Annotated in this window: 19 protein-coding genes and 3 pseudogenes; 17 read left to right on the top strand and 5 right to left on the bottom strand. The window is 68.4% G+C overall.

Annotated features, from left to right (window positions below; genetic code table 11):
* Nucleotides 1–17: 17 nt before the first annotated feature.
* A pseudogene (gene guaA / locus D5R93_RS09635) lies at nucleotides 18–1,614 on the top strand (glutamine-hydrolyzing GMP synthase).
* Nucleotides 1,615–1,710: 96 nt separating this feature from the next.
* Here the strand turns inward: guaA and D5R93_RS09630 are convergent.
* Together D5R93_RS09630 and D5R93_RS09625 are read right to left on the bottom strand one after the other, a co-directional pair.
* Complete coding sequence (locus tag D5R93_RS09630; RefSeq protein ID WP_162933911.1) at nucleotides 1,711–2,139, bottom strand: HXXEE domain-containing protein; 429 nt, start codon at nucleotides 2,137–2,139, stop codon at nucleotides 1,711–1,713.
* A gap of 660 nt (nucleotides 2,140–2,799) precedes the next feature.
* Nucleotides 2,800–3,492 carry an HXXEE domain-containing protein gene (locus D5R93_RS09625; protein ID WP_120204943.1) on the bottom strand — a complete coding sequence of 231 codons (693 nt, stop codon included), beginning with the start codon at nucleotides 3,490–3,492 and terminating at the stop codon, nucleotides 2,800–2,802.
* 281 nt (nucleotides 3,493–3,773) lie between these two features.
* Between D5R93_RS09625 and D5R93_RS09620 the strand changes: the two genes are divergently transcribed.
* The 5 genes from D5R93_RS09620 to D5R93_RS13350 all read left to right on the top strand — a co-directional run bounded on the left by D5R93_RS09620 (nucleotide 3,774) and on the right by D5R93_RS13350 (nucleotide 7,325).
* Complete coding sequence (locus D5R93_RS09620; protein ID WP_162933910.1) at nucleotides 3,774–4,361, top strand: TetR/AcrR family transcriptional regulator; 588 nt, start codon at nucleotides 3,774–3,776, stop codon at nucleotides 4,359–4,361.
* A gap of 139 nt (nucleotides 4,362–4,500) precedes the next feature.
* Nucleotides 4,501–5,334 (top strand): GNAT family N-acetyltransferase, encoded by an 834-nt coding sequence (locus D5R93_RS09615; protein ID WP_120204939.1) that lies wholly within the window; start codon nucleotides 4,501–4,503, stop codon nucleotides 5,332–5,334.
* Nucleotides 5,331–6,122 carry an alpha/beta hydrolase family protein gene (locus tag D5R93_RS09610; RefSeq protein WP_120204937.1) on the top strand — a complete coding sequence of 264 codons (792 nt, stop codon included), beginning with the start codon at nucleotides 5,331–5,333 and terminating at the stop codon, nucleotides 6,120–6,122. Before D5R93_RS09615 ends, D5R93_RS09610 begins: the two co-directional genes overlap by 4 nt.
* A 68-nt stretch (nucleotides 6,123–6,190) precedes the next feature.
* The gene (locus tag D5R93_RS14545) at nucleotides 6,191–6,322 is read left to right on the top strand and encodes a hypothetical protein (RefSeq protein WP_259390760.1); all 132 of its coding nucleotides are present in this window, start codon (nucleotides 6,191–6,193) and stop codon (nucleotides 6,320–6,322) included.
* A gap of 154 nt (nucleotides 6,323–6,476) precedes the next feature.
* Nucleotides 6,477–7,325: a hypothetical protein gene (locus tag D5R93_RS13350; RefSeq protein WP_147392884.1), complete on the top strand. Its 849-nt coding sequence runs from the start codon at nucleotides 6,477–6,479 to the stop codon at nucleotides 7,323–7,325.
* 1,112 nt (nucleotides 7,326–8,437) lie between these two features.
* Here D5R93_RS13350 and D5R93_RS09595 read toward each other — a convergent pair.
* Nucleotides 8,438–8,986 carry an NAD(P)H-dependent oxidoreductase gene (locus D5R93_RS09595; protein WP_162933909.1) on the bottom strand — a complete coding sequence of 183 codons (549 nt, stop codon included), beginning with the start codon at nucleotides 8,984–8,986 and terminating at the stop codon, nucleotides 8,438–8,440.
* A gap of 187 nt (nucleotides 8,987–9,173) precedes the next feature.
* Between D5R93_RS09595 and D5R93_RS09590 the strand changes: the two genes are divergently transcribed.
* Complete coding sequence (locus D5R93_RS09590) at nucleotides 9,174–9,764, top strand: DJ-1 family glyoxalase III (protein WP_119836530.1); 591 nt, start codon at nucleotides 9,174–9,176, stop codon at nucleotides 9,762–9,764.
* A 147-nt stretch (nucleotides 9,765–9,911) separates the two neighbouring features.
* Here D5R93_RS09590 and D5R93_RS09585 read toward each other — a convergent pair whose 3' ends face one another.
* Complete coding sequence (locus tag D5R93_RS09585) at nucleotides 9,912–10,358, bottom strand: hypothetical protein (protein ID WP_162933908.1); 447 nt, start codon at nucleotides 10,356–10,358, stop codon at nucleotides 9,912–9,914.
* 99 nt (nucleotides 10,359–10,457) lie between these two features.
* Nucleotides 10,458–12,473: a PspC domain-containing protein gene (locus D5R93_RS09580; RefSeq protein WP_120204932.1), complete on the bottom strand. Its 2,016-nt coding sequence runs from the start codon at nucleotides 12,471–12,473 to the stop codon at nucleotides 10,458–10,460.
* 560 nt (nucleotides 12,474–13,033) lie between these two features.
* Between D5R93_RS09580 and D5R93_RS09575 the strand changes: the two genes are divergently transcribed.
* The 10 genes and pseudogenes from D5R93_RS09575 to atpA all read left to right on the top strand — a co-directional run bounded on the left by D5R93_RS09575 (nucleotide 13,034) and on the right by atpA (nucleotide 22,277).
* A complete protein-coding gene (locus D5R93_RS09575; RefSeq protein ID WP_341466815.1) occupies nucleotides 13,034–14,200 on the top strand; it encodes an ATP-binding protein in 1,167 nt (388 codons plus the stop codon).
* A 61-nt stretch (nucleotides 14,201–14,261) separates the two neighbouring features.
* Entirely contained in the window at nucleotides 14,262–14,969 is a 708-nt protein-coding gene (locus D5R93_RS09570; RefSeq protein ID WP_243106698.1) for a response regulator, read from the top strand.
* 36 nt (nucleotides 14,970–15,005) lie between these two features.
* Nucleotides 15,006–15,467: pseudogene (locus D5R93_RS13610) on the top strand (L-threonylcarbamoyladenylate synthase); the annotation flags it as partial.
* Between the two features lie 339 nt (nucleotides 15,468–15,806).
* A complete protein-coding gene (locus tag D5R93_RS13605; protein ID WP_205570138.1) occupies nucleotides 15,807–17,120 on the top strand; it encodes an MraY family glycosyltransferase in 1,314 nt (437 codons plus the stop codon).
* Nucleotides 17,121–17,482: 362 nt separating this feature from the next.
* Nucleotides 17,483–17,638, top strand: coding sequence for a hypothetical protein (locus D5R93_RS13345; RefSeq protein WP_162933906.1), 156 nt, complete (start codon nucleotides 17,483–17,485; stop codon nucleotides 17,636–17,638).
* A gap of 280 nt (nucleotides 17,639–17,918) precedes the next feature.
* Nucleotides 17,919–18,737 (top strand): F0F1 ATP synthase subunit A, encoded by an 819-nt coding sequence (atpB, locus tag D5R93_RS09560; protein ID WP_119836677.1) that lies wholly within the window; start codon nucleotides 17,919–17,921, stop codon nucleotides 18,735–18,737.
* A 174-nt stretch (nucleotides 18,738–18,911) separates the two neighbouring features.
* Nucleotides 18,912–19,121: an ATP synthase F0 subunit C gene (atpE, locus tag D5R93_RS09555; RefSeq protein WP_119836523.1), complete on the top strand. Its 210-nt coding sequence runs from the start codon at nucleotides 18,912–18,914 to the stop codon at nucleotides 19,119–19,121.
* The gene (locus D5R93_RS09550; RefSeq protein ID WP_120204926.1) at nucleotides 19,121–19,711 is read left to right on the top strand and encodes a F0F1 ATP synthase subunit B; all 591 of its coding nucleotides are present in this window, start codon (nucleotides 19,121–19,123) and stop codon (nucleotides 19,709–19,711) included. Before atpE ends, D5R93_RS09550 begins: the two co-directional genes overlap by 1 nt.
* Nucleotides 19,708–20,520 (top strand): annotated as a pseudogene (locus D5R93_RS09545) (F0F1 ATP synthase subunit delta). Before D5R93_RS09550 ends, D5R93_RS09545 begins: the two are co-directional and overlap by 4 nt.
* 125 nt (nucleotides 20,521–20,645) lie before the next feature.
* The gene (gene atpA, locus D5R93_RS09540) at nucleotides 20,646–22,277 is read left to right on the top strand and encodes a F0F1 ATP synthase subunit alpha (RefSeq protein ID WP_119836520.1); all 1,632 of its coding nucleotides are present in this window, start codon (nucleotides 20,646–20,648) and stop codon (nucleotides 22,275–22,277) included.

The raw sequence follows: 22,277 nt of genomic DNA, 5'->3' as shown, positions 1-22,277 counted from the left end.
ACGGGTATGCTGCCGTGGTGACGACACCTCAGAACAGCCCCGGTACCGTCGCTGGTTCCGTCGGCCCCGTGCTCGTGGTGGACTTCGGTGCCCAGTACGCCCAGCTGATTGCTCGCCGGGTCCGTGAGGCCTCGGTCTACTCCGAGATCGTGCCCCACACCATGCCTGTAGAGGAGGTGCTGGCTCGGCGGCCCGCCGCCGTCATCCTCTCCGGAGGGCCGTCCTCGGTCTACGCGTCCGGCGCTCCCAGGGTCGACGTGGCGCTCCTTGAGGCAGGGGTGCCGGTGCTCGGCATCTGCTACGGTTTCCAGGCCATGGCCCAGGCCCTGGGGGGGCGGGTGGGGCGCACCGGTACGCGCGAGTACGGGCACACCACGGCGCGCGTGGATCCTGGCAGCCAGCTGCTCGCCGGGACCCCTGCCGAGCAGGTGGTGTGGATGAGCCACGGCGACGCCGTGCAGGCAGCCCCTCCCGGCTTTGTAGTGTCCGCCTCCACTGACCAGACCCCGGTGGCTGCCTTCGAGGACGTCCAGCGCCGTCTTTACGGGGTCCAGTGGCACCCGGAGGTGCTTCACACCGACCACGGCCAGGCGGTCCTGGAACGCTTCCTCCACACGGAGGCCGGCGTTCCTGCCACCTGGACGCCCGGCAGCATCATCGACGAGCAGGTCGAGCGCATCCGTGCCCAGGTGGGTGAGGGCTACGTCATCTGCGGGCTGAGCGGAGGCGTGGACTCCTCGGTGGCTGCGGCCCTGGTCCACCGGGCTGTCGGTGACCGTCTCACCTGCATCTTCGTGGACCACGGGCTGCTGCGCTCCGGTGAGCGCGAGCAGGTGGAGAGGGACTACGCCCAGGGCATGGGTATCCGGGTCGTCACCGTGGACGAGACGCAGCGCTTCCTGTCCGCCCTGACCGGGGTGAGTGATCCGGAGGCCAAGCGCAAGATCATCGGTAGGGAGTTTATCCGCTCCTTCGAGGCGGCTCAGCGCCGCGTGATAGAGGAGGTCGGTGCCGCAGGCGGACAGATCCGCTTCCTGGTGCAGGGCACTCTCTACCCCGATGTCGTGGAGTCTGGCGGTGGCGAAGGCGCAGCCAGTATCAAGAGCCACCACAACGTGGGCGGACTGCCTGAGGACCTGGACTTCGAGCTGGTCGAGCCGCTGCGCACGCTGTTCAAGGACGAGGTTCGTGCCGTAGGCCGTGAGCTGGGGGTGCCCGAGCAAATTGTGGCCCGCCAGCCCTTCCCCGGGCCGGGTCTGGGCATCCGGGTCATCGGGGAGGTGACGGCGGAGAGGCTGCGTGTCCTGCGCGCGGCTGACGCTATTGCCCGGGAGGAGCTGAGCGCGGCGGGCCTGGATCCCGAGATCTGGCAGTGCCCGGTGGTACTGCTGGCCGATGTGCGCAGCGTGGGGGTCCAGGGTGACGGACGCACCTACGGCCACCCTGTCGTGCTGCGGCCGGTCACCAGCGAGGACGCCATGACTGCGGACTGGACCCGGCTGCCCTACGACGTCCTGGCGCGCATCTCCAACCGGATCACCAACTCGGTCCCGAGGTCAACCGGGTGGTGCTCGACGTCACCAGCAAGCCCCGGGCACCATTGAGTGGGAGTGAGCCGCTGCCCTACGGCTCGCTGCCCAGGTCGCCCAGGAGGTGGTGAATAATCGCGGGGACGCGCCCGGTGACGGCAAGCCAGAAGAGGTCGTCATACTAGGCTGCCGAAGGGGTTTTTGGTATAGCGCCATGCACCTCCTCGTATGCGGCGAGCCACCACAGTCCGCCGCACACGATAGTCGCACACGTGATGAAGGCCGTCAGCACGGGGCTGCTGGAGAGCGTTCCACTGCTAGCCAGCCTTACGGTAAAGAAGACGCACCCAGTGTAGAGCGCAGCGACGGCAGCCGTGCGAAAATAGGTCCTCCAGTTGAAGGGCTTGTTCCTGCCGTAGAAGGTGACGGTGGTGTAGGCGCCCAGTGGGATGAAAAGAAGAAGGGACGTCGCCAGACCAGCGTTATAGCCGAGGCTGGGAACATACGCCAGGTGTGACAGGCCGTTGACGGCAGCGAACAGTGGCATGGCTCCGCATAGGGCGGGACGCCTGCGAGAGAGCACCGCCAGCGCCGGACCGACGAGCCACACCAGGGTGATGTTGCAGCCAAGTAGGCGCCCTCCGTGACTCCGTCCATGCCAGCGCGCTCCATGAGGTGGACAAAGGCGAATGGCTCGCCAGTGACAGACACGCCGTATTCCTCAAAATTGTGGACCATGTACTCAATGGCTCCCAGCCAGGCGATGAAGACGGGATCCTTCCACCTGCTCCTCGTCGTGTCGGAGCGGAACAGGTTGGTCGTGAACGCGATGGCAGTGAGCACGATCCCGGCTCCGAGGCCCATCCACGGCCAGGAGTGCATAAACAGGCTATAGTCGTCTGTCGGGATCACGGTGGTCTCCTTCCTTGTGCCACCGAGGCCTTCTACCTTCCGGAGGTGGTTTGACCCTAGCACGCACGTCGCGTCCCTATAAATGGAAGGTGAATCCCAGTTTGTCCGGTTTGTCGTGTGCTGGCTGTGGCAGATTGTCCGACTCTGCGGGAGGAGGTTCGGGCTGACGGAAGGGTTCATTACCGGGAGCCGGGTCGGTGCGTAAATGCCTCGCTGCCCTCTCGTGGATCGGCAGCCTCGCCGGGAAGGTAAGGTGTGTGGAGGGCTCGTGAACAATCACGCTCATGGCCAGGGGCCGTCTACAAGATCCTCTCCCGCGTGTGCCCGGTGCCCCGCACCGGGGCTCCTGCACGGCGCACTACGAGGCGATCCTGAACAGCCTGCAACCGAGCCAGGCCAGGGCGAGCGGAAGGAACACGGCCACGACATCGCCAGCCAGGACCGCGACCGGGCCCAGCGGTGCCAGCGCGTAGACCCTGAAGAAGATGACGTGGGCCAGGATACCTGCTCCGAGTGTCACTGCCAGGCCCGCGCGCGACATGACGTGCTCTCTGAGGCACAGGACGACCATCCACACCGTGCCGGGAATGAAGAGGAGGGTGCCCGTAACCACGCCGGGGTTCTGGGACGGGTCGAGGCCTCCGGTGATGTGCGTGATCCCGTTGAACAGCATGAACCCAAACAGGGAGAACCCGACGACAGGGTTTCTTCGTGCCAGGAGGGCGGCGAGAGGAGCCACGAACCACGCGAGGAGAATATTGACCACGGGGAAGTGGGCCGCAGGGAGGTTCGTCAGGTCGAAGGGGAGCACCCCGCTCGTGGTGACAAAGCGCACTAGGTCGTACTGCCCGTCGGTGATGTGGAAGGAGTACTCCTCGAACTGGTGGGCCGTATAGGTGACTACCGGGAACCAGGCGAACCATGCCGGGTCCCTCCACCGGCTGATGCTGGTGGAGCTGCGCAGCACGTTAGTGCCACACATAAGAACCAGCACCGTGAGACAGATGCCCAGCCCCATCCAGGGCCAGGAGTACCAGAACTGGGTCGCCATTAGAGCCTGCCTTTCTCGTGAGCCGCGGTGTTCCCTGACCGCTTCCCGGGCTTTTTCGGCCTCTGAGTTCTCAGAGGCGAGTTGACCCTAGCGCCTGCGCTGCTGAGGCTAAATGGAAGGTCACGGCCGGTTCTTCCGGTTCCTCGTGCGGCGTCATCGGCTGTGGTGGTTCCTGCCTGCTGAGGAGAGGAGCCGGGGCTGGTTGCTGGCGGCGGGGCTGCGTGGTCCTGCTACTGGTAGCCTGTCCATGTGGCCTAAGGCAGGCACAGGGGGTGTGGGACGTGGCGCGACCGAGGGCGGACCTGGGTGAGGACTCTGCGAGGAACCGGATCAAGGACGCGTTCTGGGGAATTCTGTCGCAGCGCCCGTACGCTGACGTGACGATCAAGCGTCTTGCCCGCGAGGCCCGGGTCAACCACAAGACGATCTACTACCACTACGCAAACGTGGACGACCTGGCCGAGCAATTATTCCGCGAGAACCAGGCTGAGGCCGATGTCTCCCTGCTGGTTGGGCGGCTCATCCTGGATGAGGATGAGGAGGTGTCAGTACTCCTTTCCAGCCCGCAGGTCCGGGCCTCGTTGCGTCGGGGGTGGCTCTACGCCAGAGGTGACTCCCCGTATCTGTTGAGCATCTTCAGGAGGCACGTCATGCGAGCCTGGCTGGACTACGCGGGTGTCTCGCGCGAGGAGCTGTCGGAGGAGGAGCTGTTCGACATCGACTTTGTTGTGCACGGACTGACGGCCTCGATCGGCGACTCGCTCGCGTCAGGGAGAACTGAGGCGCTGGCCGGGCTGGCGCATCGTGAGCTCGGGAGGGCTGTGCGCGCGGTGATGCGCCGAGCCCTCGTCGAGCGGCACGACCAGTAGGCTCACGCCTCGTGGGGCGCGGCGCCGACGCCCCGCTGGGGACGCTGGTAGCAGACGCTGGTCGGGGCGGTGCTGGTAGTGGGGTTGGGATGGTCGGGGAGGTTGCGCGCGCTCGGCTGCCGTGTGAGACGATCTCGAGATGCTGAACCGATACGCCACCGGCCTGACCCTGCGTCGCGGGGCGGAGGTCGCCGCGCTGTACCACCGTGCCTTCCCGCCCAGCGAGAGGGTCCCCCTACCGCTGCTGTGCCTGGCTTCCCTGCGCCGCGGCGTGGACCTGGAGGTCTATGAGGAGGGCAGCGCGCTCGCCGGAGACTGTGCGTCGGCTGGAAGCGGTCCCTCGGCCGGGGTCGGGCGTGACGCGCGTGCCAAGGGTGGTGCCTCCTGGGAGGCTGCTGGCTGCCACGGCCCTGGCCGTGGCTCGTGCAGCGGCCTTGTCGGCTTCACCTACACCGTCCAGACGCCGGAGGTCTTCTTCCTGCTGTTCCTGGCCGTCGACGACGCCCACCAGGGACGCGGCTACGGCTCGCAGATCCTGGGTGACGTGTTGGAGCGGGCCGGGGGGCGTCCTGTGGTCCTGGAGATCGAGCCGCTGGACCCCAGCGCGAGCAATATCGGCCAGCGGTACCGGCGGCTGGCCTTCTACCGGCGCCACGGGCTGGAGCTGACCGGCTACGACGTCCTGGAGGGCGGCGAGCGCTACACCGTGCTCTCCAGCACCCTGCCGCTCCACGTCCCCGCCCTGGGCCGGGCGCTGCGCCGCCTGGTGCCCAGCCCCCTGGGCCTGCCAGGCCTGGAGCGCACCAGGTTCTGGCCAGAACGGGATACCTGGCCGCAAGCGGCCTGCTCTGTCGCGTGGCCAGCTGGTTCCGTCAGTGCCCGGGGGCCGGTCGAGGCTGCGGGCGCGGGGAGCACCGCAGATTCTGCTGGTGCCGCTGCGTCGGCAGGTGCGGTGGAGGGGCCGCGCCCATGACGCGGTCGGCACGGGGGACAAAGGGCTACAGCTCGAGGCCACTCGCCTTGACCGTGGCGGGCCAGCGCGTGGGCGGCCTGGTCTACGTGCCGGGCTCTGCGACCGCTGCCAGCCCGGCGCCGCTGGTGGTGTGCTGCCACGGCATGGACGGCTCTCACCTGCGGGTGGCACCCGTAGCCCAGCGCCTGGCGGCGCAGGGGGCGGTGGCGGTGTGCTTCGACTTCCGCGGCGGCGGGGGCGCTGCCAGCCAGGGGAAGGCTGAGGACATGTCCGTTCTCACCGAGCTGGCTGACCTGGAGGGGGTCCTGGCCCAGGTCAGCCGGTGGGACGTTGTTGATGCCACGCGCGTGGCGCTGTTCGGGGTGAGCCTGGGTGGGGCAGTGGCCGCGCTGGCGGCGGCCCGGCACCCCTCACAGGTGTCCGCGCTGGCCTTGTGGTACCCCGCGCTGGGCCTGGCGGAGGACCTGCGCTCGCGGTTCCCGACCTTGGCGGCGGTGCCGCAGCGCTACGAGCACCGTGGCACCGTCCTGGGGCGCGCCTACGCGGCCGACGCCTGGGACCTGGATGTCTACGCCGAGGTCGCCGCCTACCGGCGGCCGGTGCTCATCATCCACGGAGACCAGGACCGTTCTGTCCCCCTGACCTCCTCCCAGCGGGCGGTGCGCGCCTTCCCCGACGCCGAGCTGGTCACCGTGCCCGGGGCGGGACACGGCTTCGGCGACGAGCGGTGGGAGCGGGCGGTGGGGCGCACGGTTGAGTTCCTGCGGTGGAACGAGGTCCTGGACTAACAAGGCCTGGACTAACCAGGTCCTGGGGTCCTGAGCCGTGCCGGGGCGCCAGGGCCTTGTCACCCGTCATGAGTCTGGGAGCCCTGCTGCCTCGACGTGCTGTCACCGAGTCGGCACTCTACCGTGTGGCCGTGGCCCATCGGCAGTGGCCTGAGGTCTTCACCGCCCGTACGGCAGGCTCGGCTGAACGACTGACATGATCGTCTGACCGGCGGGGTAAGGTGGTCAGACGATCGACGGAGGCGTCATACTTTCGACGGTAAGATCGACATCTCTGTTGACTGGAAGTGTTCATGGATGTAGCGTGTGCGTCACGTACGATATCGTATCGTGAGCGTACAAAGGAGTCGCATCATGAGCCTAAGAGCCCTAGTTGCAATGAGGCGCCAGAGTCGGCGTGTCGGCGCTGCCTGTCTTGCCGCAGCAGTATTCTTTTCGATGTCGGCCAGTGCATGGTCGTCAGAACAGTTTCCAGATGCCAGTTCGGAGGATCCAGCTGCAGTTGCGGAAGCGATTTCAAGCATCAGGGATCGTGACGCGGCGTGGGTTGGGGAGCCGATCAACCCGGAGGGCGTTGGGCAGACGGCCCTGAGTGGCGGTACGGTCGATGTACCTTCCAGTGGCGGTGAAGGAGTCACTTTTACGGATGCAGAGGGAGAGTCGGTAAGAATCGGGCTCCCAGAAGTTGCGGAGTCGCAGGAGGCTGAGGTCCTTGATGGTGGCACGGTGGTGTTTCCCGGCGAAGAGAGCGCAAGCGCCGTCATTGTGACCGACCACGGCGCCCAGATGCTAACAGAGATAGCCGATGGCGCCGCCCCAACGCGGTACTCCTACGAGATCGATCTTCAGGACGACCAGCATCTTGAGCTTGTTGACGACGGGGCGGTTGTCGTCGATGGTGATGGCAGTGTCACTCTCGCTGCAGGCTCGGCGTGGGCGACGGACGCCGAGGGGAGAAGCGTCCCGACCTGGTACGAGACTGACGGGAGTACGCTGGTCCAAGTTGTTGACCACGCGTCTGCTGAGGACGTTTCCTACCCGGTTGTGGCCGATCCTATTTGGCTGGCGCCATGGATGATAAAATGTCTTGTGGGCATCGGGCTGGCGGGCCCGCAGATCAGTGCAATCGCCTCAATGGGAAACCCGGCATCAATCCTTGCTGCGTTTGGTCGAGGGGCGTTTGCCTGCGTGGTTGGAAGGTAAAACGTGATGCTGTTTATGCGTCCATCGGAGAAGGTGGTCTCCGCTAGAATTCGAGCAATTGACGCAAAAATCGCTGCGCACCCCTTGGGGTCGGAGAGGGTGCGCGAGGCTCACCGTCTCATTGAGGAGTACGGGCACGATCGGGGCCGCGTCAGCAGTGGGCTGGCCCAGAGAGGTCTACCGAGCCTGCGGGAGCTTGGCTCGCTCCAGGTGAGGCACACGTTGAGCTGGTGGTGGCTTCACCGGAGACGAAACAGGCTGGCTTGGCGCCTGGCGCGCCTGCGCAGATAGGGTCGTGCGGCGCCCCGTTCTTTTCGGTGCTGCTTCTTTAGGGCGCCGTTGTTCTCGTAGAGTTCTACGAGAGCAGCGGTCGCCACCGCACAGGTGCGTGTGCCAGCCCTCCGGGCACCCGGCTGCTGGAGGAACCTGAGACTTCTTGCCAGAGCCGTGGTATGCACCGCCTACGGTGGATCTCCTCGGTACCGGGGCGGATGGGACCCGCACGGCTCAGAGCGGCCCGGCTGGCCGGGTGTGCTGCCCAGCCGTGCACTGGCGTGGTGGCCTCGGGGTGACTTGTGCCGGTGGGGGTTGTGAGGGCAGGATGTCTGGAAATCCTGGCTCATGTGTGGTGAATCATATTGTTCTGGTGGTGGGGTGCTTTCTGGGCAGTTCCGCCTCAGCGTGAGCCGCGCGAGGTGGGCTGGCGCAGATCATACTCAGGTGGAGGTTGTCGAGGAAAGCGGGAGCGGTACCAGCCTGGCTCGCGTGAGGTGCGTGCGCCTAGCTCACACGGTTCCGTCTTAGCAGGACACTCTCCACCCGTACGCAAGTCGCGCCAGGTAGGATTACGCGGTTCCACCCCACCTGGAACTGCTACAACGGGTATATGCGCCCGGATGCCCGACGGAGGGGCTGCCCGGTCGCCAGGTACGCCGACGACCCAGCCGCTCGACATTGCTCGACCTCGTTCGATGTCGCTCGACAGCGTGGTCGCCTGTCTACCCGGCAGACGGGTTCAGCCGGTGGCGCCAAGGGGGTCAACTGGCTCAGTCAGCGTGGAGCCGGTGATGAGCCCGGGTGGGGGTGGTTCCTGGATAAGAGCTGCCTGTGGCTCAGCCCTCGTGGAGACCCAGGGTGGGGCGCTCAGCGGTCAGTTCCTGGGCGTAGGCTGCGGCGCGCTCCTCCAGGGTCTGCGGGCTCATCCCGTTGGTGCCGGTGGTGACGAAGGGGGTGAGGAACCGGGTGCCGATGAGGTTGCTGGTGGCCTGGAAGGGGCGCAGCAGCTCGGTGACCGAGTAGTGGAACTTGCCCTCAGGCGTGTAGCTCGCGGCGTCTGCGCCGGGGGAGACCGCTACCAGGAGCTCCTTTCCGTGCAGGGCGGTGCCTGTGGACCCGTATGCCCATCCGTGGGCCAGCACCTCGTCCTCCCACTTCTTGAGCAGGGACGGGCTGGAGTACCAGTACATGGGGAACTGCCACACGATGCGGTCGGTGCCCAGGAGCACCTCCTGCTCGGCAGCGACGTCGAGGTGCTCGTCAGGATAGAGGCCGTACATGTCCCGGACGGTGACGCCCTCGACGTCCCTGGCCGCGCGCGCCAGGCGCGCGTTGACGACGGAGACGCCCAGGTGGGGGTGGAAGAGGAAGACGGTGGTTCTCAACTGCTGCTCCTTGAGGTGCTGGTGGGTTGTAGTGCGGAGCACACGGGAGGTGCGGGGCAGGACGTCGGGCGGTCTGCGGCTGGCCGGGTACCCCGCCAGCCGCGTCATGGAGATGCCCCTGGTTGCGACAGCCGGGAACTAGTGTAGTGACCAGGACCGGCGGGACCGACACCACCAAGGAGGAACCATGCCCGAGCTCAAGGCAGGAACAGAGGCGACGGACAGGAAGGTCGCCGTCTTCATCGCACCCGGACTGGAGGAGGTTGAGGCGCTGGCCGTGGTGGACCTGCTCTTCCGCGCTGGCATCCCTACCGACATGGTCGCGGTGTCCCAGGAGCGGGCCGTGACCTCCTCCCACAACATCGTCCTGACCTGTGACCGGCTCCTGGCCGAGACCGACCTCGCCGACTACGACATGCTTGTCCTTCCCGGTGGTATCCCCGGTACCCCCAACCTCCGCGCCTGCCAGCCTCTCATGGATGAGGTCACGGCTCGCGTGCAGGCGGGCCGTCCGGTCGCGGCTATCTGCGCTGCTCCCTCGATCCTGGCCGAGCTGGGGCTGCTGGAGGGGCGTGAGGCGACCTCCAACCCTGGTTTCACCGGTGTCCTGGCCGAGCACGGCGCCAGGGTCAGTCAGGACAGCGTGGTCGTGGACGGCAGTATCATTACCTCCCGGGGTATGGCCACGGCGGTGGACTTTGGCTTGGAGATCGTGCGCCACTACCTGGGTGACGATGTCGTGGCCGACCTTAAGACCAAGGTTGTCTACCAGGGCTGAGGTCTCAGCGGTGCTGGCACCTGCCAGGGGGCTGTGTCCGCGCTGCTGGGCATCTTCAGGTCCTGCGCGGCAGCATGGCTGCGGGCGGTCGGCTGAGTCTGGCCGCCCGCCCGCTCGCCTGTCCGGTAAAGATGTGCAGGCTGGGGGTCAGCCCTGACCGGTGCGACGGGGCACAAGTGCCAGGATCACCAGCATGACCCCGATGCCCCCGAGGCACACGATCGCCGTGGTCGTCGGATCCAGGCTCACGCCCAGCCCGGTCGCGACCAGCAGGCTACCTACTAGGAGCAGGACGGAGCCCCACAGAAGAGTTGAGCCCTGGACCCTCCCCGGGGAGCGGCTCGTTGTCTCCAGCGTGGTGGTGCCCGCGCTCCAGACCGTGTCCGTAGACTCCGAGGACTCCGAGCTGCTGCTTGCTGCTCCCACAGGGGCAGTCGTGCCAGAGCCCATGCCCGCGTCTGCGGCTTGTGTCGGCTCCGTTGCCGCCTCCGTGGCACTTGGCGAGCCGGACGTGTCCGGAGTGCTGGTTGCGCGGGGTGGCTCGGACGGCGTTGTTGGACCGCCGGGTGATGAGGCGCTGTTGGTGCTGCTCATGGCGTCTTCCTGTCTGTCTGTGTTTCTGGCCGTGGTCGGCGTGGTTTCTGGCCGTGGTCGGCGTGAGGAGCGTGCGGCATCCTGCACTGTGCCTGGTGCTCACGGCGTAGCGGTGGCGGACGGGGCGGAGGAGGCCGTGTCGGAGGCCTGTGTCGAGGCGCTGTCGCCAGGAGAGGGGTCGGTGCCGGGTGAGTCGGAGGTGGTAGGACTCGGCGAGGCCGCAGGGTCCTCTCCGTCCTCTTCCGACCGGCTCCCCGCTCCCGCAGCGAGCTGTCGGGTGAGGCAGTCGTCGTAGGCGGCTCGCTGCTGATCTCCAAGACCCGATAGGTCGGTCCAGCTCGCGTAGTCGTCCCAGTCGTCCCAGTCGTCCTGGTCCTCCCGCTGTTCCTGGATGGACGCCAGGCACTCGCGGGCAGTGTCCGAGGAGACCGCCGGGTGGTCCATTCCGGGCACAGGAAGGCTGGTGCGCGGGCTGGAGCCCCCCGCCGGGTACCAGCGGTAGATGATCCAGACGTCCTCCTGCGCGTTGCCGGACCAGGTGACCTCCTCCGGTCCCGCGATGATGTTGACCGACCCGATGTCAGTACTGGCGTCCACGGTGACGATGGGTGCCTCGCGCTCAGTGTCAGCAGCCGCAGCCGAGGACACGGTGGCCTCCTGCTCCAGTCCGCTGACGTGGTACTCGGACTGGGCGACCCGCTTTCCGCCGGTGGTGTAGCGCCCCGCTCCCTCCTCGCCGTCGGTAGTGCTCACGGTGGACCCGTTCAGCTCCCAGTTCCCGGTCATCTCCACGTTGACGCCGCCCACGTCGACCCGGGCATGGATCCTGACCGCCTGGTCCTCGCGGGTGAGGACCGACAGGTTACCGACGTCGACACGGGCTGAGATCGTGGCGAGGGACTCACCGGCGTCGGTCGGCATGTCCCGCAGGTCCAGGATGAGGCGGCCGATCCCCAGGTCGCGGCTGACGATGCTGCTCCCACCCGCAGACGCGGACAGCTCCTCCCAGGTGACCACGGTCCTGGTCCCGGCTCCGTGGAGTATCTGCGGCCAGGTCGCCCTCATGGCTGACGTCGGTGTCAGCATGCCCAGCACCAGGCCCGGGAGCACGACCAGGAGGACCGGCCATCCCAGGGCCGTCATCCAACCGCCACGGCGACGGCGCAGTCCGCTGACCAGGACCCCGGCACCCAGCAGTCCTACGACGCAGCCTGCCAGAAGCATCTGGGACTGGAGAAGGCCGATGCGCTCCGTGCTGGCAGCGAACCAGATGGCGGCGGTGCAGATGAGGGCGAGCCCCAGCACCGTCAGGGAGACTCCTCTGCCCGGCCCGGGGCGCTGGGGTCGGGGCCCCGGGGTGGCAGCCCTGTGGCCAACGGGTGCTGACGGCGGGTGGGGCACGCCGCCCGCGCCGAGCGGGTAGGGCGCGGTACGGCTAGGGTGGTAGCCGCCGTAGGACTGGTGCATGCCGCCCGGGTAGCCCGGGCCGGGGTAGGGCCTTGCGGACGGGGCTGACCCCGGGGCTGTCCAGGTTCCGGGTGCGCAGGACGGACCTGTCGGGGGCGTGGCGCTCACGGAGGACGGGGCACCCGCTGATGCTGGAGCGCCACTGGGATGCAGGTAGTCTCCAGGGGCGACGGGGCGCGCAGCGCCTGAGGAGGCGGCTGGAGACGGAGCCCCCACTCCCGTAGGAGGCTGGGATGCCTTCCCCGCCCGCTGCCCAGACAGGTAGCGGATGCCGCCGACGAGGACCAGGGCCAGCAGCGCTACCCAGAACAGGGACCACAGGGTCCAGCCGAGGCCTGGCACGTCCCACAGCCCGATGTACCATCCGGGCAGGAGCCCGTGGTCCAGCAGGCTCATGCCGACCAGGACCGAGCCTACTGCTCCCGCCAGTCCTGCCTCAAAACGGCCCGCCAGGGCCTCCTCCACGTGGATGCGTCCGTCGCTCTCCTCGGGCAGCAGTGCCCAGCCCAGCCCGTAGGCAAGGAGACCGATACCGGTAAAGACGGAGACGACAACCCACAGGCACCGTACGAGGGTGGGGTCGATCCCCAACCTGCGAGCGACGCCGCCCGCGACACCGCCGACCCACCGGTCCTGCGGGCGTACCATCCCCGTCCTGCGCACCGAGCCGAAGAACCCTCTGTCGGTGCCCTGCTCCGGGGCGTAGGAGGCCCCGCCAGAGGCCTCCTGAGGTCCCTGGTGAGGTCCCGCGGGCCGTGCGGGGCCGCAGGGTCCTGGGGCCGGTCTCGTGGGGGCTGGTCTCGTGAGGGTCGGTGTCGTCGTTGCTTGTAGGCTTGTTGCCGTTGACAGGGTTGACAGGGTTATCGGCGTTCACAGGCTTATCGTCACCGAAGGGTGCCGTCCCACGCGATCCGGGGACGCCCTGAGTGTCCCCGAGCCGACCCCTGGGTCACCCGGGCTTTCGCCCGTCGTCGTGGCTCAGGGGGCAGGGACGTGCCACGATGAGACCGTGACCCTCCGGCCTCCTCCCGCCCCGAGCCAGCCGGTGCGGCTCCTGAGGCTCCTCCGGTGCCCGTACCCGGCAGGCCCGCCCAGCGGCTCCCCCTGCGCCGCCCGCCCAGGGGCCTCAGGCTGCTCGCCTCCCGCTCGTCAGCCGCCTCCCAGGGCTCCGTGCCAGGACGCCCCGTGTCCCCCGCCTGCTGGCTGGAGTGTGCTCCGGGGTCGCAGCTCACCTGGGGGTGCCTTCCTGGTTGGTGCGCACGGGGTTCCTGGCGCTGGGTATGATCGGTGGAGCGGGCCTTCTCCTCTACGTCCTGCTGTGGGGCACGGTCCCTGCCGGGGACCCGTGGGCACAGGAGGACGGGCAGCTCTCCCCGGCGCGTGCCCGCCTGGCTACCAGGACCGTCGCCAGAAGACCCGGGAGGACCGCCTCCAGCGGCCTCCAGGGAGTCATCGACGGCAGCTCCTTCATCCTGGCCGCCGTGCTGCTCGCGGCCTGGCGCCTGGACCTGCTGGAGCGGGCGGGCAGCCTGGTCATCATCCTCATCGTCGTCGCCGGGGTCGCCTTGGCCTGGTCCCAGGGCGAGGCCGTTCTCGCCCCCGGGCGCAGCGCAGGCGCCGTCCTCAGGCTCCTGGGCGGCACCGCCCTGGCTGCCGTCGGCGTCCTGGCCTGGGTCGCCAGCGACAGCCCTCCCGGCGAGATCCTCTCCGGGGCGCTGGCGGGGGGCGCCGTCATCGCCGGGGTCGGTGCGGTCCTGGTTCCCCTGTGGCTGAGGACAGCCCGTGCGCTCACCGAGACCCGTGAGGCCGAGGCCCGTGAGGCCGAGCGGGCCGACATCGCCGCACACCTCCACGACTCGGTGCTGCAGACGCTGACCCTCATCCGCAGGCGGGCGGCGGAGCCGGAGACGGTGGCCCGGCTGGCGCGGTCCCAGGAGCGCGAGCTGCGTGCGTGGCTCTACACGGACCGTCCCGAGCCCGGCACCTCCGTGTCTGACGCCTTCAGGGACCTGGCGGGGGAGATCGAGGACCGCTACAGCGTGGCCGTGGACCTCGTCTGCGTGGGCGACCGTGTACCGGACCGCGACACCGAGGTCGTGGTGGCAGCATCCCGCGAGGCCCTGTCCAACGCCGTGCGCCACGGTGCCCCGCCGGTGTCGCTCTACCTGGAGGCGGGTCCCGACCGCCTGGAGGTGTTCGTGCGGGACCGGGGACCCGGCTTTGACCCCGAGGACGTAGCGCCGGACCGCCACGGGGTGCGTGAGTCCATCGTCGCCCGCATGGAGCGTCACGGCGGCAGCGCACGTGTGCGCAGGCTGGAGACGGGTACGGAGGTCGCCCTGTTCCTGCCTGCGCCCTCCGCCCAGGACGCCTAGCATGTGAGCACCAGCCACCGGCATGTGCGCGTGCCACCACAGCCTGCGAGGAGCACTGACAGTGTCCGTCCCCCTGCCGTCCGCCGCCCCGCCACCCGTCCCGGAGACGTCCTCGTACCTGCGTGTCCTTGTCGTCGACGACCACGCCCTGGTACGTGCAGGAGTGCGCGCCGAGCTGACTGCTCACGCGCCGGACCTAGAGGTCGTGGCTGAGGCCAGCGACGTCGAGGGGGCTGTCGCAGCGGTGCACGCCCTGACACCTGATGTGGTCCTGCTCGACGTGCACCTTCCCGGGGGAGACGGTGGGGGAGGAGCTGAGGTCGTGGCCGCATGCCGTGACGTGAAGACGAGCCGCTTCCTGGCGCTGTCGGTCTCTGACGCGGCGGAGGACGTCGTCGCCGTCATCCGCGCCGGCGCCCGGGGCTACGTCACCAAGGCCATCTCCCCGCAGGACCTGGCCCAGGCGGTACGCCGCGTCGCCGCCGGGGACGCCGCCTTCTCACCCCGCCTGGCCGGCTTCGTCCTGGACGCCTTCGGGACCGGGGCGGGGGAGGTCGCGGTGGCTGACTCCGAGCTGGACCGCCTGTCCGCTCGTGAGCGTGAGGTCATGCGCCTGATTGCCCGCGGCTACACCTACAAGGAGTGCGCCTCTGAGCTCTTCATCTCTGTCAAGACCGTGGAGACCCACGTCTCCTCGGTCCTGCGCAAGCTCCAGCTGTCCAACCGCAACGAGCTGACCCGCTGGGCTGCGGCGCGTCGCCTGGTGTGACGCACCTTGCTGCCGACAGGAGCTGATCGTGCGAGGATGCGCACCGTGAGCCAGCAGCACGAGACCGCAGCAGCGGCAGGAGCACGAGGGGCGGCTGCTGAGCACGTGCGCGGTGGCGGCCTCGTGGCCCTGCCGACCGACACCGTCTACGGGCTAGGATGCAGGGCCGCTGACACCCAGGCCGTAGGTCGGCTTCTGGCGGCCAAGGGACGTGACCGTCGTAAGCCGCCTCCCGTTCTTGTCGCCGATGCCGCCGAGCTGGACAGCCTGGTGTCCTCGCTGCCCCCCCTCGCCCGAGCCCTCACGCAGGCCTTCTGGCCCGGAGGGCTGACCCTGGTCCTTGATGCCAGGCCCGGCCTGGGCTGGCGGCTGGGGCAGAGGTCGGCGACGATCGCGGTGCGCATGCCTGACCACCCTGTGGCCCTGGCGCTGCTGCGTGACGTGGGTCCGATGGCGGTGACCTCAGCCAACCGTTCCGGCCAGGCTCCCGCCACTGACGCCGACGGCGTGCGCGCCGCCTTTCCCGACAGGGTGGTGCTGCCTGGCGGGGATGCTCGCGGCCGGGACAGCCATGACCGGGACGTCCTGCATGACATCCTGCTCATCGACTCCGGCCCCACCCCGGGGCCCACCCCCTCCACCATCGTCGACCTCTCCGGTCCCCGCGGCTGTGCCGACCAGCCGTGCGTGATACGCCCAGGGATCCTGGACCCCAGCGCCTGGCCGAGGTCGTCGCCGCCTTCCGGGAGAGCGTGGGCACCCCGGGGCCTTTGCCAGGGACTTGGCCGTGGATGCTGCCTCGGCCTCTGCCGGACAGGTGAGTGGGAGGGCAGGGGAGTGAGGGTCTACCTGCTCGTCCTCCTCGTGGCGGCTGCGGGAACCTACGTGATGGTCCCCGTGGTGCGCCACGTCGCCCTGGTGAGCAACGCACTCACCCCGGTGCGTGCCCGTGACGTCCACTCCACGCCCATCCCGCGCCTGGGCGGCGTGGCCATGTTCGTCGGCCTTCTGCTGGCGGTCACCGTGGCCTCCAGGATCCCCTACCTCTCCAATGTCATCGACTCCTCGGCGTGGGCCGTGGTCCTGGGAGCCGGGCTGGTGTGCCTCCTGGGGGTGATTGACGACCTGTGGGAGCTGGACTGGGCGACCAAGCTGGCGGGACAGGTGCTGGCCTCCGGGGTCATGGCCTGGCAGGGGGTCCAGCTGCTCACCTTTCCCATCGGCGGGCTGACGATCGGCTCCTCACGCCTGTCACTGGTATCCACGGTCCTGGTCGTCCTGGTGGCCATCAACGCCGTGAACTGGATGGACGGGCTGGACGGGCTGGCCGCGGGGATCGTCGGCATTGGCGCCACCGCATTCTTCCTCTATGTCTACGTGCTGACCCGCGCTACCAGCCCGGAGTCCTACACCTCCCTGGCAGCCACCGTCGTGGCGGCACTCATCGGCGTGTGCGTGGGCTTCCTTCCCTACAACTTCAACCCGGCGACAATCTTCATGGGCGACTCCGGGTCCATGCAGCTGGGCCTGGTCTCGGCCGCCTCGACCATCATCGTGACCGGTCAGATCGACCCGGGCAGCTTCGAGGGCTCCCGGGCGGTGCCCGTATTCCTGCCGATTCTCCTGCCTCTGGTCGTCCTGCTGCTTCCCGTGGTGGACATGGTCAGGCTCATACTCCGTCGTGTCCTGGCCGGGAACAGCCCCTTCCACGCCGACCGGATGCACATGCACCACCGGCTGCTGGCTGCCGGCCACTCCCACCGCCGTGCGGTGCTGGTGATGTACGTGTGGGCCGCTGCTGCCTCCTTCCCGGTGGCGGCGATGGGCTTCCTGCCCCTGTGGTGGGTCCTGGCCGGTACCCTGGTGGGCGTCGTTGCGGCGCTTGTGGCCACGGTAGACATGATGCCGGGGGTACGTAGCATGGTGGCGCGGCACACGGGCGCCCGACACGTCCGGGTGGTCTCCTCCCGGCTGGTGTCAGGAACGGGTGAGGTCTCGCTTCCCGCCAGCGGCCAGGCTCCCCAGGGTACTGCGGCAGGTGCTGAGGGATGTACGGGGGCATCTGTGGCGTTGGCTCACGGGTCGCAGGCCGTGCAGCCTCAGATGCCGCCGCAGGCGCAGCAGGACCCCCAACACGTAGGGAGGCACTAGTGGTAACCCACCAGCGCTATGGTGGCCGACAGCGCGGCGACGACAGCGCGCAGGCCCGGTCGGCAGCTCGGCAGGATCGGCAGCAGGGGGCGTCAGTCTCAGGGCTGTCCGGGCCGTGGCCCGGGTTCGCCGCTGCCTCCGCGTGGTCGCTGTGGTCATGACCGCCCTGGAGGCAGTCTGGGTGGTCCTAGGTGATGTCGTCTCCCCCTGGGCACCTTCCTCGTGGCGGCAGTGGCGGTGGTGGCCCTGCTTGCCTCGGTTTGGCTCTTCCTAGAGCGTATGGTGCGTTCCGGCCCCGGCCTCATGGTGGCCTGGGTGGGGGCGGGTACCTCCTCCGCCTGGCGATCCTGGGTGCTGCCATCATGGGCGGCAGGGTGCTGGGCCTGGACACCAGGGTCATCGGTATCTCCCTCATCCTGGCGGTCCTGGCTGGTATGACCTGTGAGACGGCGACCCTGGTGCGGGTGCGGGGGGACGTGGATCGTCTTCCACCCGAGGCCCAGCCCCCGGTTCGCTGAGGAGCGCTGAAGATTGTCCACGCTGCACTGGCGCAGGGTCAGAGGGGTCACAGGGACCGCTGTCGTAGGGGGCTGGCGCCTGCCGTTGGCACCTGTAGCGTCATCCTGCCTGGTAACATGAGCACCGCTTTGCACCGCTGAGAGACCTACTGAGATAGCCCACACGCAGGAGGAGACCCTGTCCGCACACGCTGCCACTGAGGACGCTGCCGACACGGTGGGTGCGTCCTCGCCTGACTCCAGCACCCCGGTGCGTCGTCCGTGGCCCGTCTGGTACCGGATGCTGGTCGGGCTGCTTGTCGTCGTGATTGCCGTGACGGCCGTCCCGGCCTTTACCGAGCACCCCCACCAGCCGGGGGTCACCGACTTCTTCCCGCAGACCTTCCTTGGTGAGGGAACGCTCCTGGAGGTCAACCGGCTGGTCCTGGTCAGGCTCGTCATGGCTGCTGCGCTGTGCCTGCTGGTGGCTGCGGCAGCATCCGGCACCAGGCGGGTGCCGGGCCACGGGCGGGCGCTCCTGGAGGTGGTAGCGGAGTTCCTGCGCTCCAACGTTGCGCTGCCCATGCTGGGGCCTGGCAGGGGGCGCCGCTTCGCCCCCTTTCTCGCGGCCCTCTTCCTCGGTGTCCTGGCGATGAACCTGGCTGGGATCATCCCGGGACTCAACATCGCCGCCTCTGCGGTCGTCGCGGTTCCCCTGGTGTTCGCACTGGCCACCTATGTCACCTTTATCGGCGCTGGCGTGCGGGCGCAGGGGCTGGGTAGGTTCCTGTCCTCCCAGCTCTTCCCTCCCGGGCTGCCCAGGCCTATGTACCTGCTTATCACCCCGATCGAGTTCCTCTCCACCTTCATCGTGAGACCGGCCACCCTCACGCTGCGTCTGCTGTGCAACATGGTCGCGGGACACCTGCTGCTGGCCATGACCTATTTCGGGACGACGACCCTCTTGCTCCACCTCCAGGCAACGTCGGTCCTGAGCGTTCTGACAGGAGTGTCCATGGTGGTGATGACCCTGTTCGAGGTCTTTGTCGCTGTCCTGCAGGCCTATATCTTCACCATCCTCAGTGCCGTCTACATCAGGCTGTCTGTCGAGGCCCACTGACGTGCACGAGCTGGTCGCGCCGGGGCGGAGCCCGTGATGAGGTACCTCCTGCTAGTGCTGTCAGTAGCTGTCGACAGCGGACAGTAGCTGACAGCACTGGAAGGGCGACGCCCACCCGGCACCTGAGAAACCTGAACCCAACCCGCGCCCCGGCGCCAGAGCAAAGGAACACACATGACGTCTGTCGCACTCGCCTACGTCGGCTACGGACTGGCCACGCTGGGCCCCGGCATCGGTATCGGCCTGCTCGTGGGCAAGACCCAGGAGGCCACTGCCCGTCAGCCGGAGGTCGCCGGCCGCCTGTTCACCAACATGATCATCGGTGCGGGCATGGTGGAGGCGCTCGGTCTGATCGGCTTCGTCCTGCCGCTCGTCGTCAGCTGATGCTTTCCGTGGTCATCCCGGCTGCCGCCGGGGAGGAGGTCGGAGGCGTATCCTTCCTGCTTCCCCCGTTGTACGAGGTCTTCTGGGCGGCCGTCACCCTCCTGGTGATCCTCCTCCTGGTGGGCAGGTACGGTCTCCCCCGGATCTACGCCGCCCTCGACGAGCGCGCGGCGCGCATCCAGGAGGGGCTGGACCTGGCTGACAAGGCCAGGCAGCAGCAGGCTGACGCGCAACAGCAGGCTGCTCAGCTGGTGGAGGAGGCGCGCCACGAGGCTGCCAGGATCCGTGAGGACGCGCAGGGTCAGGCCAGGGAGATCCTCGCCCAGGCGCGTCGCGAGGCCCAGACGGAGGCGGTCGCTATCCACGAGGCGGCCCAGCGGCAGATCATGGCTGACACGCAGGCGGCCCAGATCTCCCTGCGTACCGACGTCGGCCTGCTCGCCTCCTCGTTGGCTGAGCAGATCGTCGGCGAGCAGCTGCGCGACACCGACCTGTCGGCCCGCGTCATCGACCGTTTCATGGATGAGCTTGACACGCTCGGCCCCATCGGCGGCGTTGACGACGGCGCTGCCGCCGAGGAGCTGCGGTGAATACCGGGACCGCCGCAACCCGCGCCGAGGTCCGGGCCGCCTGGGCCCCGGTGCTGGCAGCCGCAGGTCCCCAGGGGGAGGAGCTGGGCCGCCAGATCCTTGACGTCGCCCACCAGGTCGCAGCCTCCCCTTGCGGGGGCCGCTCACGGACCCGGGGCGCGAGGGCAGGACAAGGCTGACCTGGCATCGCGGCTCCTGCGGGGCGGGTGGATGAGCGTGTGGTGGAGCTGCTGTGCTCCATGGCGCGGCGGCGCTGGTCGCAGCCGGTCGACATTATCTCCGCCCTCCACGACCTCGGTATCGAGGCGCTTCTGGCCGGTGCCTACGCTGACGGAACCGTGGGCGGTATCGAACGTGAGATCTTTGGCGTCCTGGAGCAGCTCGCAGCCGCTCCCGAGCTGCGTGAGGCGCTGGATCCTTCCCGGCGTACCACCACCGAGGCCCGGGTGCAGCTGGCGGAGCAGGTCTTCGCCTCCCATCTGTCCGCCCCGGCGATGAGCCTGCTGCGATGGTGCGTGCGTCACCGTGCTGAGGGCGGCACCCAGCGCAACCTGAGACGTGTGGTGGAGAGGGCTGCCGCTATCCAGCACCGCACTATCGCTGACGTGGTCACTGCCCAGCCCCTGAGCACGCAGCAGGAGGCCCGCCTGCGCTCCATCCTCACCCGCCGCCTGGGCACCGACGTCGAGCTGAGCACTGAGGTGGACCCCTCGGTTATCGGCGGCATGCGCGTCACGGTCAAGGACTACGTCCTGGACCGCACAGTTGCCAGCACCATCGCCGACCTGCGCCAGCAGGTGACGGGCTGATCTATCGTGGTTCCACCGGTCATAGCGCGCCCTGCTCCCGCTGCCAGTCTGGTCACGGGCGCGTCCACCCAGCGGGGACGCGCCACTGCGCGCACACAGCACCCACTCATCCAAGGAGACGACAGATGGCAGAGCTGACCATCAGGCCCGAGGAGATCCGCTCGGCCCTTGCCGAGTTCGCCGCGTCCTACAGGCCCGCGCAGGTGGCCGCGGAGGAGGTCGGGCACGTCGTCTTCGCCGCCGACGGGATCGCGCATGTCGAGGGCCTGCCCGGAGTCATGGCCAACGAGCTGCTGACCTTCGAGGACGGGACCGCCGGGCTGGCCATGAACCTGGAGGAGCGCCGGATCGGCGTAGTCGTCCTGGGCGGCTTCGACGGTATCGATGAGGGCCAGGTAGTGCGTCGCACCGGCGAGGTGCTCTCCGTGCCGGTAGGTGACGCCTTCCTGGGGCGCGTGGTTGACCCCCTGGGTCGGCCTATCGACGGGCTGGGTGAGATTGCCGCGCAGACCCGGCGTGCCCTGGAGCTCCAGGCGCCCGGCGTCATGGCCCGCAAGTCCGTCCACGAGCCGCTCCAGACCGGCCTGAAGGCCATTGACTCGATGATCCCTGTCGGTCGTGGCCAGCGCCAGCTTATCATCGGTGACCGCCAGACCGGCAAGACGGCCATTGCCCTGGACACCATCCTCAACCAGAAGGCGGCCTGGCAGACCGGTGACCCCGCCCAGCAGGTGCGCTGCATCTACGTGGCCACCGGGCAGAAGGGCTCCACCATCGCCTCCGTGCGCGCCACCCTGGAGGAGCACGGCGCCCTGGAGTACACCACCATCGTCGCCTCTCCGGCCTCCGACCCGGCGGGCTTCAAGTACCTCTCCCCCTACACCGGGTCGGCCATCGGCCAGCACTGGATGTACCAGGGCAGGCACGTGCTCATCGTCTTCGACGACCTGTCCAAGCAGGCGGAAGCCTACCGGGCCGTGTCCCTGCTGCTGCGCCGCCCCCCGGGCCGCGAGGCCTATCCCGGTGACGTCTTCTACCTCCACTCCCGCCTGCTGGAGCGCTGCGCCAAGCTCTCCGACGATCTTGGCGCCGGTTCGATGACTGGCCTGCCGCTCATCGAGACCAAGGCCAACGACGTCTCTGCCTACATCCCCACCAACGTCATCTCCATCACCGACGGGCAGATCTTCCTCCAGTCCGACCTGTTCAATGCTGACCAGCGCCCTGCCGTGGACGTGGGCATCTCCGTGTCGCGAGTGGGGGGTGCGGCGCAGGTGAAGGCCATGAAGAAGGTAGCGGGAACCCTCAAGATCACCCTGGCGCAGTACCGCTCTATGCAGGCCTTTGCCATGTTCGCCTCCGACCTGGACGCCACCACCCGGGCCCAGCTCACCCGTGGGGAGCGCCTCATGGAGCTGCTCAAGCAGCCCCAGCACACGCCCTACCCCGTCGAGGAGCAGGTGGCTTCGGTGTGGACAGGGACCAACGGCTACCTGGACGACCTGGAGGTCTCCGAGGTCCTCCCCTTTGAGGCCTCCCTCCTGGACCACCTGCGACGCCGTACCACGGTGCTGGAGACGATCCGCACCACGGGTGACCTGGATACGGAGACTGAGGAGGCACTGCGCCAGGCGGTGGAGTCCTTCCGCACCTCCTACGTCGCCGACGGACGGGTGCTCGGTGCTCAGGCTGCTGACCCGCAGGCACCCAGCCCCGCCGAGCGTACCCACGAGCGGCTCGTGGTCAGGAGGGACTGA

The organism is Actinomyces lilanjuaniae, assembly GCF_003606385.1.
In the GTDB taxonomy this organism is placed as follows: domain Bacteria; phylum Actinomycetota; class Actinomycetes; order Actinomycetales; family Actinomycetaceae; genus Actinomyces; species Actinomyces lilanjuaniae.
Note: the sequence above shows the minus strand (reverse complement) of the source record. Positions and strands in the feature narration are given on the sequence as shown.

Bases quoted from the DNA above. Each gene is read 5' to 3' on its own strand.
- D5R93_RS13345 (WP_162933906.1), top strand. From the start codon at position 17,483: ATGGGCGGCAGGGTGCTGGGCCTGGACACCAGGGTCATCGGTATCTCC.
- D5R93_RS09610 (WP_120204937.1), top strand. From the start codon at position 5,331: ATGACGCGGTCGGCACGGGGGACAAAGGGCTACAGCTCGAGGCCACTC.
- atpB (WP_119836677.1), top strand. From the start codon at position 17,919: ATGCTGGTCGGGCTGCTTGTCGTCGTGATTGCCGTGACGGCCGTCCCG.
- D5R93_RS09625 (WP_120204943.1), bottom strand. From the start codon at position 3,492: ATGGCGACCCAGTTCTGGTACTCCTGGCCCTGGATGGGGCTGGGCATC.
- atpA (WP_119836520.1), top strand. From the start codon at position 20,646: ATGGCAGAGCTGACCATCAGGCCCGAGGAGATCCGCTCGGCCCTTGCC.
- D5R93_RS13350 (WP_147392884.1), top strand. From the start codon at position 6,477: ATGAGCCTAAGAGCCCTAGTTGCAATGAGGCGCCAGAGTCGGCGTGTC.
- D5R93_RS09615 (WP_120204939.1), top strand. From the start codon at position 4,501: ATGCTGAACCGATACGCCACCGGCCTGACCCTGCGTCGCGGGGCGGAG.
- atpE (WP_119836523.1), top strand. From the start codon at position 18,912: ATGACGTCTGTCGCACTCGCCTACGTCGGCTACGGACTGGCCACGCTG.
- D5R93_RS09550 (WP_120204926.1), top strand. From the start codon at position 19,121: ATGCTTTCCGTGGTCATCCCGGCTGCCGCCGGGGAGGAGGTCGGAGGC.
- D5R93_RS09585 (WP_162933908.1), bottom strand. From the start codon at position 10,358: ATGAGCAGCACCAACAGCGCCTCATCACCCGGCGGTCCAACAACGCCG.
- D5R93_RS09590 (WP_119836530.1), top strand. From the start codon at position 9,174: ATGCCCGAGCTCAAGGCAGGAACAGAGGCGACGGACAGGAAGGTCGCC.
- D5R93_RS14545 (WP_259390760.1), top strand. From the start codon at position 6,191: ATGAGTCTGGGAGCCCTGCTGCCTCGACGTGCTGTCACCGAGTCGGCA.
- D5R93_RS09580 (WP_120204932.1), bottom strand. From the start codon at position 12,473: ATGGTACGCCCGCAGGACCGGTGGGTCGGCGGTGTCGCGGGCGGCGTC.